This window comes from Bacteroides sp. DH3716P (assembly GCF_025914115.1).
Classification (GTDB): Bacteria; Bacteroidota; Bacteroidia; order Bacteroidales; family Bacteroidaceae; genus Bacteroides; species Bacteroides ovatus.
Genome location: NZ_CP083673.1, coordinates 4,170,851 through 4,184,139 on the forward strand (window position 1 = coordinate 4,170,851; position 13,289 = coordinate 4,184,139).

The following is a 13,289-nucleotide window of genomic DNA, read 5'->3' on the forward strand; positions in this document are numbered from 1 at the left end:
AGTAAAGTTGCTCTCTGTCCGATACAAACTATAAATGAAGCTTCCGTTTTTATAAATGCAAGTTGCGTTTATAAAAACAAAACTTGCAATTATAAAAACAAAGCTTGCGTTTATAGTTTATAATAAGGATAAAAGAAGTTTGCAACAAGGGGGAAGGAAGTTCTCTCCTTGTAGAGAATAACTTTTCTATTAATAGCCAACGCGAGAGTTAGTAACAGCTATCCCGGTGAACCGTAGATAGAGTATACGAAAGATGCGACTGATAACAAATACGATGGTTAAGTAATAATGTGCAGTAGCTGAAAGTAATATGAGAAAACATATAATATATAGGTATTTCCTCTTTTTATCTTTGGTCGGACTGATGCAGTTGACGTTTAGCTGTTCCTCCTCTTCCAACGAAATAGAACCTTTGAAACCGGAAGGAGAAGATACTCCTTTGGAAAAAGATGAATATACTTTTATGAATGTAGAATACCGGAAGTGGCAGAACGGAACTTTCCAGGCATGGACAACGGCAGATTCAAGGGAAACACGTACCATTGATAATATGAATTGGTATACTCCCTCTTCGGGTTATAGCCGGACTGCATGGGGAGGACGAATCGGTTTGCAACCTTCATCTGTGGTTGGAAAAGAAGGCTTTTTCCGAGTGGCTTATTGTGGAGGCCGTTCTTATTTGCTCGATCCGGATAATGGAGCTGTTATCATTCATGGAATTCAGCATGTTCGTCCGGGAGAATCTACTGCTCATAAGAAGGCTTTCGGTACTCGATACGGTAGTGAGGCGCAATGGAGTGAAGAGACTGGCAAACTGTTAGCAGGCAATCATATAAACTATATTTCGTATGGCTCGAACCGTATTGAAGTATTTCCTGCTGCAGTACGTGGTAACTTGTTGACCCCTAAGACGCAAAAGATTGCTTATGCAGAGAATCTGTATCTGCTTCGTACCTTTATGTGGGATATGAGTAAGAATTTGGGCTACGCGTTTGATGATGACAAATATAATCGCTTAGTTCTTCTTTTTGAACCCACATTTGCTACGTACATAGATCGTCTTGTACAAGAGAAGTCAGCTTTATTTGCCGGTGACCGGCATTTTATAGGTTTCTATCTTGACAATGAGTTGCCATTTGCCAGTTATCAGAATGCTGACCCTTTGCGAGGAATTGATCTGAAACATTTCTTGTCTTTGCCCGAACGCTATAAAGCTGCTCGTGAGTATGCAGAAAAGTTTATGCGGGATAACGGTATAGCTTCTACCGGAGTGATAACCAAGAAAAATCAGGAAGACTTCCGGGGGATGGTTGCTGATTATTATTATCAGTTGACCACCGCTACCGTCAGGCGATATGATAAAGAGCATTTGATATTGGGAACACGTCTGCATGATTGGAGTAAATATAATCAGAAAGTGGTGGAAGCGTGTGCTCGTTATTGCGATCTTGTTTCCGTCAACTATTATGCACGTTGGCAACCGGAGGCAGATTTCTTGGCAAACCTGAAAATCTGGTGTGGAGCGAAACCTTTTTTAGTTTCAGAATTCTATATAAAAGCGGAAGATGCCAGTTATCAGGGAACTGGATATGCTAATACTGAAGGAGGTGGCTGGCTGGTGCATACACAAAAAAATAGAGGTGAGTTTTATCAGAACTTCTGTCTTCGTTTGCTTGAAACTCGTAACTGTGTGGGCTGGGTACATTTTGAGTATAATGATGGTTACGATTCTAACGGAAAAGCTTCTAATAAAGGAGTGGTTTCCATCGAATACGAACCTTATGAATCTTTTCTGTCGCAGATGCGGCAGTTGAATCTTTCAGTTCATTCATTGATCGATTATTACGATACAAAATCGGTTCAATAGATTGACGGAAACTTTAAATAGACAAATTGAATATTTAGAATTAAAATAGTTATGACCATGAAGAAGTTTAGTTTATTTGCAATCCTTTTAGGATTTAATATAGCTTTGGGAGCATGTTCCGATGATGATGCCGCTCCTGTAGTAAAAAATGAAATCTTTCAACTTCCGGAAAAGGCTTATGTACTGGCGGAACAATCCAGACGGGCTATTGTCATCAGAGATGCGGAGACGCACCGCAATATTTGGAGTTGGGATCCTTATACTGCCTGTGTTCCTGCTGCACAGCAGGGTTGGTTTGTTAATCCGAGTGAAGTAAAACCGGTTTTCAATAGACGCTATATCTTGATGACTGCCTCCGGCGGAGCTGTGGCTTTAATCCGTTTGTCCGATCATAAATTAATGTTCTACGCAAATTGCGGACAGAATCCCCACTCTGCGGAGGTATTGCCCGATGGAAATATCGTGACGGCAGAATCTAAATCCGGTGAAATCAATACCTTTGTGGTTGACACGGTTAAGGTATTGGGAGCAAAAGCTAATACGGTGAAGTTGGGTAATGCGCATAATGTTGTTTGGGATAAGAAAAGATCGTATCTTTATGCTACAGCTACCAAAAAAGAGGGAGTGACTGCATTATTCCGTTTTAAGTACGATGGCAACCGGAGTAATCCCAAGTTAATAAATCAGACTACCCTTTATACATTCAGCAATGAATCGGGTGGGCATGATTTGTTCCCGGTATATGGTGAAGAAGATAAATTATGGCTTACTGCTGCTTCGGCTGTCTATAAGTTTGATTTGACTGGAGTTACCGACGCTACGACTAATGACTCTACTGAACCTACTTGCGAGAAAGTTTACAGCATAGCCGATATAAAAAGCATCTGCAACGGACCGGACGGAATCCTGATGCTGAAACCGACTGAAGAATGGTGGGCAGAAGGACTTGTAAATGAGAAGGGAGAAGAACTTTTCAAGATGGATGGAGCTAAGATTTATAAAGGTCGTTGGATGATAGACAATACTTTCAGTTATCCGGAAAAGCATGATTTCGTATTGGGCGAAGATTAAATTAAGTATAGCCGAAGATTGATAAAATATATAAGTTGAATAATTAAGTTTGGAACAATGAGGAAACTTCTTCTTTTTTTATTGGTATCTATCGCATTACCGGCTTTGGCGCAAAACGGAAAGAAAGTGTATGCCGACTTCCACGGTGTACGTTACACCCGGCAGCATGACGGAAAGTTGGGCCGTTGGGAAATGTATGCCAATACGGAAAAATCAAGTACCGGAAGGAAGTCGCTGTGTTATAATGCCGATCTGATAGATAGTGAAGGGCGGCATGAGATAGCGGCAGTGGCTTATCCCCAAGTCGGAATGCAGTCCAATCTCGATCCCGATTATATCGAATATCAGATATTGTCGGCAAAAGCGGCTAAGATAGATGGATTCTTTATCGAATGGGGGTTCAAGCCTCACGAAAATGACATCTTGCTGCGTGAGATGCAGAAAGTGGCAGCAAAGTATGACTTTGAAATCGGCGTAAACTGGTGCGACGGTTGGTTATATTATGACTGGATTACGAAGATTTATCCGGAAGTTAACACCCGTGAGGCAAAGACCGAATACATGGCTAAATGTTATCAATATCTGGTAGATAGTGTCTTCACAGGTCCGACTGCTCCTATGGTGAAAGGAATGCCTGTTTTTTATCATTTCGGTCCCGGAGCGAAAGTCGATGAATACAAGAAAGTGTTATCACAAGTGAAGTTTCCGCAAGGAATGAGGCAGCCCGTTGCCTTACGCCGTTGGGCGGATTGGGGAAAACTGGAAAATGATAAATACATTCCCGTCACCCGCAGTGATGATATGGATGCTTGGGAAAAAGTGGGAGAAATACCGACTGCATGGCTTCCTGCCCGTGTTCGCACAAGAGATCAGGCACATGCTGAATGGGATAATTATGCCACACAGGATGATGTTATTGAGTTTATGAAACCTTTCCGTGATTCAATTTGGCATAGTAACAATCCTGCTTATACCATTAAGTCGGGATTTGCCATGCCGGGAATGGATAACCGGGGCTGTGCAGGCTGGGGACGTGGACACTTCTATTATATCCCACGTAACAATGGAGAAACTTATCAAAGTATGTGGAAGTTCTGTATGGCAGAGAAGGACAGTCTGGACATGATGTTTATCGCTTCGTGGAGTGACTATACCGAAGGACACGAAATAGAGCCGACCATTGAAAACGGTGACCGTGAACTACGTACGACTTTAAAGTATGCGGCGGAATTCAAAGACGAACAGGCGGACGAGCGTGGATTAACCTTACCTTTAATGCTTTTCCGGCTGCGAAAAGAAGCCCGTTTCCTGGAAAAGACGAAGATGGACGTATCCGCTTGTCAACGTTCGCTCGATAAGGCGGCATTGTTGATTAGCCAGGGACGTTATCCGGTGGCAATAGGCTTGTTGTCACAAATAGAAAATGATGTCAAGACGGCAAAATCCGCTTTGGCGGTTGAGATGATGCGTTTGCGTGAGTCGGACATGAAGATTCAGGGAAAGCGAAAATCCGGTGGTTACAGTGCCGAAGAAACTCTCTCTATCTCTTTGCCCAAAGAGCTGGTTTCCAAATTACAAATGAATAACTATGTAGGGTATCTCTATTTTGAATACCTGGACAAGGGAAATGAATCTCTTTTTATACGTTCATCTACACAGCGCGAACCGAAAGAGCCGTTTAAAATTGTATCCCGGATACGTACCGACAATACAGGTGAATGGAAAAGCGCAAAAGTAGAATTGTATAAGGATAATATCGTGAATGGATTCAATATGCCTACTTTCTATTTAAAAGGAAATGTCGTAGTTCGTAATTTGTCATTGGGTTATACGATCTACACAGTCAAATAAATGCATGGATGAAGAGTTTTAATTGGTTATTAGTTTTATCTGTACTATCCTGCATCGGATGTTCCTCTCCGGTTCATGAAGACGGTAGGGGATGTGCTTTCGTATCTGACAGTATTCAATATCGGGTTGAGTTTATGTCGGCGGGATGCGTGCGGATTCTGTCTTTTCCTGAAGGTGATACACTGGTAACAAGAAGATTGGTGGTCGATTCGGAAAAGCCGGCTTTTAAAGATTATAAATGGGAAGATACAGGACAGAAGCTGGTCTTTCGCACCCGTGAACTTTCCGTAGCTTTTGATAAGGCAGATGCGGCTTTCACTTTTCAGGAAACATCCACAGGTAAGTTATTACTAAAAGAGAAAGGCGATAGGAAGGCACGGAACTTCAAACGTTCGGTTGCCGGAGGTGAACAATGTCTCGAAGTCACTCAACGCTTTGTTCCTACCGAGGATGAGGCCATTTACGGACTGGGACAGTATCAGAATGGAATCATGAACTACCGGGGGAAATCCGCACTTCTGTTACAGGCCAATATGGATATTGTCAATCCGTTCCTTATTTCGACCAACGGATATGGTGTCTTATGGGATAATTATTCTTCTACGAAGTTTGAAGATACGAAGGAGGGCTACTCATTTACTTCCGAAGTAGGTGATGCCTCCGACTATTATTTTGTCTATGGCAAGAATATGGATGAAGTCGTTGCCGGTTATCGGGAATTGACGGGGGACGTGCCGATGTTTGGAAAATGGGTGTATGGCTTCTGGCAGTCCAAAGAACGTTATAAGTCGTTCGATGAATTGAAGGCAGTCGTTAAAGAATACCGTAAACGGGGAATTCCGTTGGATAACATTGTGCAGGACTGGGAATATTGGGGAGACAAACCTCATTGGAACAGCCTGACCTTCCATCCGGCAAACTTTAATCATCCCCGTCAAGTTATTGATGAACTGCATCAACAGGACCATGTTCATTTTATGCTTTCCGTATGGCCCGGATTCGGACCGGAAACGGCTGTCTATCAGTCTTTGGATTCTATCGGTGCATTGTTTAGTGAACCTACATGGGCAGGTTATAAGGTTTTTGATGCCTACAATCCTGCCGCGAGGGATATTTTCTGGCAATACCTCAAGAAAGGACTCTATGATATGGGTGTGGATGCTTGGTGGATGGATGCAACGGAACCATCTTTCCGGGATGGATTCACACAGTTGAAGCAGGAAGAAAAGACCAAATCAGCTGGTAATACTTATCTGGGTAGCTTCCACCGTTATCTGAACACTTATTCTTTAGAAATGCTAAAGGACTTCTATCAACGCCTGCGCGCCGAGAGCGATCAGAAGCGTATATTTATCCTAACTCGTTCCGCCTTTGCCTCGCAACAGCATTATGGTACAGCCGTATGGTCGGGTGACGTTTCGGCTTCATGGGAGAATATGCACAAACAACTGGTTGCCGGCTTAAACTTGTCTATGTCCGGTATTCCGTATTGGACTTCCGATACGGGAGGATTCTTTGTTACAGAACGGGATGCAAAATATCCCGACGGACTGAAAAGTAATGATTATAAAGAGTTATATTCCCGTTGGTTCCAGTTTAGCGCATTTACTCCTATCTTCCGTGCTCACGGTACGAATGTGCCGCGTGAAATTTGGCAATTCGGTGAAGAGGGGACATTATCTTATGATAATCAAGTGAAGTATATCCATCTGCGCTACCGTCTGTTGCCATACATTTACTCAATGTCCCATCAGGTAACCGCCAATAATTATACCATGTTGAGAGGTTTGGCAATGGATTTCACAACAGATACCCGGACATTTGATATTGATAATGCCTATATGTTCGGTACTTCCTTATTGGTGCGTCCGGTATTTCATCCGCAATCGGAAGAAAAGAACATCTGTATTTATCTGCCGGAACACAGCGGTAAATATTGGTATGACTTCTGGACCGGAGAAGCTTTTGAAGGAGGAAGAGAACAAATGCAGACAAATATCTTCGACATACTTCCGCTCTATGTGAAGGCTGGTTCTATCTTGCCTTTGGCAGAAGTGAAACAATATGCGATGGAATATCCCGATCGTGAACTGGAATTGCGTATCTATGGAGGAGCGGATGCTGCTTTTTTATGGTATGAGGATGAAGGTGATTCCTACCGCTATGAAGAGGGCGTATGTTCGAAAGTGCCGATGCAATGGAAAGATTCGGAACGGACATTGACTATTGGACTGCGTGAGGGAACTTATCCCGGTATGCCGGAACAAATAAAAATGCATGTGAAATTATATCTGCCTGAAGGTGCAGCTCTTGATAGCAAAGAGTGCGTCTACACAGGTAGAGAAGTAAAAATAAAGTTTTAATTATAAGTATATATCGATTATGAAGAAGTTTCTCTATATTTTTATTCTATTGTTTATTGTGGGATGGGCACAGGCGCAACAGCGTGTGGTATACACAATCAACGACGGATGGAAATTTACAAAAGGATCTCCGTTTGAAGCGCAGCTGGCCGGCTGTGACGACTCTTCTTGGGAGACGGTCAATATACCTCATACATGGAATAATAAAGATGCAGACGACGAAACTCCGGGATTTTATCGGGGACCGGCTTGGTACCGGAAACAATTGTTTGTAGATAAAAGCCAGGAGGGACGTCAGGCAGTGATCTATTTTGAAGGAGCCAATCAGGAAGTGCGATTTTATCTGAACGGTCAGTTCGTGGGAGAACACAAAGGAGGGTATACCCGTTTCTGTTTTGACATCACTTCCCATTTGCGTTATGGACAGGAAAACCTGTTTGCCATTTATGTGAACAATGTCTATAATCCGAATATTCCTCCCTTATCTGCCGATTTTACTTTCTTTGGCGGTATCTACCGGGATGTCTATCTGCAGTTTATGAATCCGGTACACATTGCAACGAATGATTATGCTTCGTCAGGAGTTTATATCCGTACACCCGAAGTGAACAACTCCGCAGCCTCGGTAGAAATTACTACATTACTGACGAATAATACACTCCAACCTGCAGAAATCAGGGTGGAAAATATAATCTGCGATGCGGATGGTAAGGAAGTGAAAAAGACTCATGCGGAAATAAAGCTGGCATCCGGTGAAACAAAGACAGACATCTCTAAAAAGATAAAAATAGATTCGCCCCGTTTGTGGGATATAGACGATCCTTATCGGTATATGGTATATACGCGTATTCTCGATAAGAAAAAGGGTACTTTGCTGGATGAAGTGGTGAATCCGTTAGGCTTGCGCTGGTTTAAATTTGATTCGGAAAAGGGCTTTTTCCTGAATGGCAAAGGACGTAAACTAATCGGAACTGCCCGGCATCAGGATTATTTTCAGAAAGGAAATGCCTTGCGCGATGAGTTGCATGTACAAGATGTACTGTTGTTGAAAGAGATGGGAGGGAACTTCCTGCGTGTGTCACATTATCCCCAAGATCCTGTAATCATGGAAATGTGTGATAAACTGGGTATTGTGACTTCGGTTGAAATCCCCGTTGTCAATGCTGTTACGGAAACTGAAGAGTTTTTGCAGAACTCCGTTGAGATGGCTAAAGAAATGGTACGTCAGGATTTCAACCGCCCTTCTGTTATGATTTGGGGGTATATGAATGAGATTTTTCTGCGTCGCCCTTATACCGAAGGCAAGCAATTGGAAGATTACTACCGCTTTACTGAAAAAGTAGCCCGTGCCTTGGAAGCGACCATTCGCGAGGAAGATCCTTCAAGATATACCATGATGGCTTATCATAATATGCCTCAATATTACGAAGACGCCCATTTGACCGAAATTCCGATGATTCAGGGGTGGAACCTGTATCAAGGCTGGTATGAGCCGGATATCAATGAGTTTCAACGTTTGCTCGACCGTGCCCATAAGGTATACAGGGGAAAAGTGTTGATGGTTACGGAATATGGACCGGGAGTAGATCCGGGACTTCATTCCTACCAGCCGGAACGTTTCGACTTCTCACAGGAATATGGTTTGGTGTATCATAAACATTATCTCCGTGAAATGATGAAACGTCCGTTTATTGCCGGTTCCAGTCTGTGGAATCTGAATGATTTTTATTCCGAATCCCGTGTCGATGCTGTTCCTCATGTAAACAATAAAGGAGTTGTCGGATTATACAGGGAGAAGAAAGATGTCTATTGGTTTTATAAGACAGCTTTGTCACGTCGTCCGATACTTGTTATAGGTAATCGGGAGTGGAAAAGCCGTGGGGGAGTGGTGAATACTGCACAGAAAGAATGTATTCAGTCTGTCCCTGTATTCTCTAATGCGGAAGAAGTAGAGCTGTTTGTGAACAATAAAAGTCTGGGAAAGAAAAAGGTAGAAGATAATTATGCCTTGTTCGACGTACCGTTCGTTGGTGGAGAGAATCTCTTGGAAGCAGTTGCCGTGGCTGGTGATAGCAAATTGCGGGATATGCTCCGGATTCAGTTCCAGTTGGTAGGCTCACAGTTGAAAGACGAAGCAATTCCATTTACGGAAATAAATGTAATGTTGGGTTCTCCGAGATATTTTGAAGACCGTACAGCAAATGTAGCATGGATTCCCGAGCAGGAGTATAAGCCCGGTAGCTGGGGATTTGTAGGCGGAACGTCTTATCGTCGTAAAACAGGATTCGGCAGTATGCTTGGTTCGGATATTGACATTCTGGGAACGGATATGAATCCAATCTTCCAGACTCAACGTGTTGGAATAAAATCTTTTAAAGCTGATGTACCGAATGGAGAATATTCCGTATATTTGTACTGGGCAGAATTGGAGTCGGACAAAGAGAGGGAAGCGTTGGTTTATAATCTGGGAGCTGACTCGGAACAGACGTTTGCCGGAAACCGTAGCTTCGGAATTTCAATGAATGGAACGACTGTTTTGGATGATTTCAACATAGCTCGTGATTACGGATATGCCCGTGCTGTTATCAAGAAATTTGTAGTAACGGTGAAGGATGGAAAAGGATTGAGTGTTGACTTCCATAAAAAAGAAGGAGAACCTATTCTGAACGCTATCCGTATTTATAGAAACTATTAATCATAAACACTGTCAATATGCTTAGGTCTATTTATTTACTGTCTTTTCTCCTCCTGCAATCTTTATTTGCTTTTGCCGGGAATGTAAAGGAGAATGTTCCGTCCTCTTTTGATTTGTATGTATGCATCGGACAATCCAACATGGCGGGGCGTGCAACATTAACTCCGGAAGTCATGGATACCCTCCAAAATGTGTATCTATTGAATGATAAGGGGAATTTTGAACCGGCAGTAAATCCTCTCAATCGTTATTCTACAGTTCGGAAAGATTTGTCAATGCAGCGTTTGGGACCGGCTTACGGCTTTGCTAAAGAGATGGCCCGACAAACGAAACGTCCTGTCGGACTGGTAGTAAATGCGCGTGGAGGCTCATCCATCAACTCCTGGCTAAAAGGGAGTAAAGACGGATATTATGAAGAAGCTCTTTCCCGGGTTCGGATTGCAATGAAGCAGGGAGGTGTTTTGAAAGCAATCCTTTGGCATCAGGGAGAAGCCGATTGTTCGAATCCGGAAGCGTATAAACAGAAACTGATTTCTTTGGTGAAAGACTTGCGGGAAGATCTGGGCATGCCGAATCTACCGGTTGTTGTAGGACAGATTTCTCAATGGAACTGGACAAAAAGAGAAGCAGGTACAGTCCCCTTTAATCAGATGATTAAAAAAGTTTCTTCATTTATTCCCCATTCTGATTGGGTATCATCGAAAGGATTGGGATGGTATAAAGATGAGAAGGACCCTCATTTTAATACGGAAGCACAACTGTTATTAGGAAAACGTTATGCGAAAAAGGTACTGAAGTTCTATAAACATCAATAGAATACCCTTTTTCGAGGAACATAAAAGCCGGCTGATTCATGAGGGATCAGCCGGCTTTTGTATGGTGAATAACTAAATACTGCCTTGTTGATAGAAAAGGAATCTATATAGTTAATTGTTTTATTATAAGTAAATTAACCTGTTGATAACTTTGTTGATATCCTTGTTGATAACTGAAATTAGGTTGTGAATAAAACCAGTAAAGAAGAGTCGTCATAAAAAAGAAGAACCGCATTTCTGCGATTCTTCTTATCTTTAGTTGCGGAGATCCGACTCGAACGAATGACCTTTGGGTTATGAGCCCAACGAGCTACCAACTGCTCCACTCCGCGATGTTTAACGGGTGCAAAGGTACGGCTTTTTTTGAAACAAACAAATAATTTGCTGAATATTTTTCGAGTAAATCATCATTTTTTTCTTATTTGGTTGAGAATGAATGAAATAATGATGAAACTTTTTCTTAGCACCTATTAATATACAAATGTTAATATTCTCTCTATTTTCTTGTATGGTCTAAAGAAAAGAATTACTTTTGCTCAAAATATTCAGCAATGTGCAATTTGTAACCTATGACCGTATCCAAGACAAAAGCCAAATTAGTAGATGTAGCCCGTCAGCTTTTTGCGAAGATGGGAGTAGAAAACACAACTATGAATGATATCGCTCTTGCTTCTAAAAAAGGTAGACGAACGCTCTATACTTATTTTAAAAGTAAGGATGAAATTTATTTGGCTGTTGTGGAATCGGAATTGGATATTCTGTCGGATATGATGAAGCGGGTGGCCGAGAAAAATATCTCACCGGACGAGAAATTGTTGGAGATGATATATACCCGGTTGGACGCGGTAAAAGAGGTGGTCTATCGAAACGGAACATTGCGTGCTTATTTCTTCCGTGATATATGGCGGGTGGAAAAAGTTCGCAAGAAGTTTGATGCAAAGGAAGTCCAGCTCTTTAAAGCCGTTCTTCTGGAAGGACAGGCAAAAGGAGTTTTCCATATTGACGATGTGGAGATGACTGCCGACTTGATACATTATTGTGTGAAAGGAATTGAAGTTCCTTATATTCGAGGCCATATAGGTGCACATCTGGATGAAGATACAAGAAATAGATATGTGTCCAACATTGTGTTTGGCGCACTGCATAGAACAGAAATTTAATTAAATAACTTTTAGTATGGGATTATTAGACGGAAAAACAGCCATTGTAACCGGTGCTGCTCGCGGTATTGGTAAGGCTATCGCTCTTAAGTTTGCTGCCGAAGGCGCAAACATCGCATTTACTGACCTTGTCATTGACGAAAATGCAGAAAATACAGCTAAAGAATTGGAAGCAATGGGCGTGAAAGCCAAAGGTTACGCTTCTAACGCGGCTAACTTTGAAGATACTGCAAAGGTCGTTGAAGAAATCCACAAGGACTTCGGACGGATCGATATATTGGTAAACAATGCCGGTATCACTCGTGACGGTTTGATGATGCGCATGAGCGAACAGCAATGGGATATGGTAATCAACGTGAACCTGAAGTCTGCATTTAACTTCATCCATGCTTGTACACCTATCATGATGCGTCAAAAAGCTGGTAGCATTATCAATATGGCCTCTGTTGTAGGTGTTCACGGAAATGCAGGACAGGCTAACTATGCTGCTTCCAAAGCAGGTATGATTGCATTGGCTAAGTCTATCGCACAAGAGTTGGGCTCTCGCGGCATCCGTGCCAACGCTATCGCTCCGGGATTCATCCTGACAGACATGACAGCTGCTCTTTCTGACGAAGTAAGAGCTGAATGGGCAAAGAAAATTCCTTTGCGTCGTGGTGGTACTCCTGAAGATGTGGCAAACATCGCTACCTTCCTGGCTTCTGATATGTCTTCTTATGTATCAGGTCAGGTGATTCAGGTAGATGGTGGTATGAATATGTAATCGAACAGAATGACTGTTGTATACGAAGACAACCATATCATTGTAGTCAACAAGACCGCTTCCGAGATTGTCCAGGCAGACAAGACGGGGGATACGCCGCTTTCGGAGACTGTAAAACAGTATCTGAAAGAGAAGTATCAGAAACCCGGAAATGTTTTCCTCGGTGTGACACACCGGCTGGACCGCCCCGTAAGCGGTCTTGTTATTTTTGCCAAAACGAGTAAGGCATTAACAAGGCTCAACGAAATGTTTCGCACCAGTGAGGTGAAAAAGACTTATTGGGCGGTTGTGAAAAATGCTCCGCAAGAACCGGAAGGTGAACTGGTACATTTTCTTGTACGTAATGAAAAGCAGAACAAAAGTTATGCATACGACAAAGAAGTGCCGAACAGCAAGAAAGCGATCTTGCATTACCGGTTGATCGGTCATTCGGAGAATTACTATTTGCTCGAAGTCGATTTAAAAACCGGACGTCATCATCAGATTCGTTGCCAGCTGGCAAAAATGGGATGCCCTATCAAGGGAGATTTGAAATATGGCTCTCCACGCTCCAATCCGGATGGGAGCATTTGTCTGCATGCCCGGAGAGTACGGTTCGTACATCCTGTCTCAAAAGAACTGATAGAGCTTGAAGCTCCTCTTCCCGAAGGGAATTTATGGAAAGGATTCGCCATAGATTAACACGGATTTCCACAGATTCATTT

General features: G+C 42.6%; 9 protein-coding genes and 1 tRNA gene. 9 read left to right on the plus strand and 1 reads right to left on the minus strand.

Annotation, left to right across the window (positions count from 1 at the left end):
- Positions 1-310 precede the first annotated feature (310 nt).
- Genes KQP79_RS15735 through KQP79_RS15760 form a run of 6 tightly spaced genes read left to right on the plus strand, consistent with a single transcriptional unit; the run spans position 311 to position 10,662 of the window.
- Positions 311-1,867: a hypothetical protein gene (locus KQP79_RS15735; protein ID WP_128857335.1), complete on the plus strand. Its 1,557-nt coding sequence runs from the start codon at positions 311-313 to the stop codon at positions 1,865-1,867.
- 57 nt (positions 1,868-1,924) lie between these two features.
- Positions 1,925-2,938 (plus strand): DUF6528 family protein, encoded by a 1,014-nt coding sequence (locus KQP79_RS15740; RefSeq protein ID WP_004304969.1) that lies wholly within the window; start codon positions 1,925-1,927, stop codon positions 2,936-2,938.
- 57 nt (positions 2,939-2,995) lie between these two features.
- Complete coding sequence (locus tag KQP79_RS15745) at positions 2,996-4,789, plus strand: glycoside hydrolase family 71/99-like protein (protein ID WP_099145960.1); 1,794 nt, start codon at positions 2,996-2,998, stop codon at positions 4,787-4,789.
- Positions 4,790-4,797: 8 nt separating this feature from the next.
- Positions 4,798-7,152 carry a TIM-barrel domain-containing protein gene (locus KQP79_RS15750; RefSeq protein ID WP_138343207.1) on the plus strand — a complete coding sequence of 785 codons (2,355 nt, stop codon included), beginning with the start codon at positions 4,798-4,800 and terminating at the stop codon, positions 7,150-7,152.
- Between the two features lie 19 nt (positions 7,153-7,171).
- Positions 7,172-9,847, plus strand: coding sequence for a glycoside hydrolase family 2 TIM barrel-domain containing protein (locus KQP79_RS15755; RefSeq protein ID WP_138343206.1), 2,676 nt, complete (start codon positions 7,172-7,174; stop codon positions 9,845-9,847).
- Positions 9,848-9,864: 17 nt separating this feature from the next.
- On the plus strand, positions 9,865-10,662 hold the full coding sequence (locus tag KQP79_RS15760; protein ID WP_032844609.1) for a sialate O-acetylesterase: 798 nt from the start codon (positions 9,865-9,867) through the stop codon (positions 10,660-10,662).
- A gap of 259 nt (positions 10,663-10,921) precedes the next feature.
- On the opposite strand, the gene KQP79_RS15765 is transcribed toward KQP79_RS15760, so the two are convergent.
- Positions 10,922-10,994 (minus strand) — tRNA-Met (locus KQP79_RS15765).
- Between the two features lie 237 nt (positions 10,995-11,231).
- Here KQP79_RS15765 and KQP79_RS15770 point away from each other — a divergent pair.
- Genes KQP79_RS15770 through KQP79_RS15780 form a run of 3 tightly spaced genes read left to right on the plus strand, consistent with a single transcriptional unit; the run spans position 11,232 to position 13,266 of the window.
- Positions 11,232-11,822, plus strand: a complete 591-nt coding sequence (locus KQP79_RS15770; protein ID WP_004299903.1) for a TetR/AcrR family transcriptional regulator — start codon at positions 11,232-11,234, stop codon at positions 11,820-11,822.
- 16 nt (positions 11,823-11,838) lie between these two features.
- Complete coding sequence (gene fabG / locus KQP79_RS15775; RefSeq protein WP_004299904.1) at positions 11,839-12,585, plus strand: 3-oxoacyl-[acyl-carrier-protein] reductase; 747 nt, start codon at positions 11,839-11,841, stop codon at positions 12,583-12,585.
- A gap of 9 nt (positions 12,586-12,594) precedes the next feature.
- Positions 12,595-13,266, plus strand: coding sequence for an RluA family pseudouridine synthase (locus KQP79_RS15780; RefSeq protein WP_004304960.1), 672 nt, complete (start codon positions 12,595-12,597; stop codon positions 13,264-13,266).
- Positions 13,267-13,289: the final 23 nt, after the last annotated feature.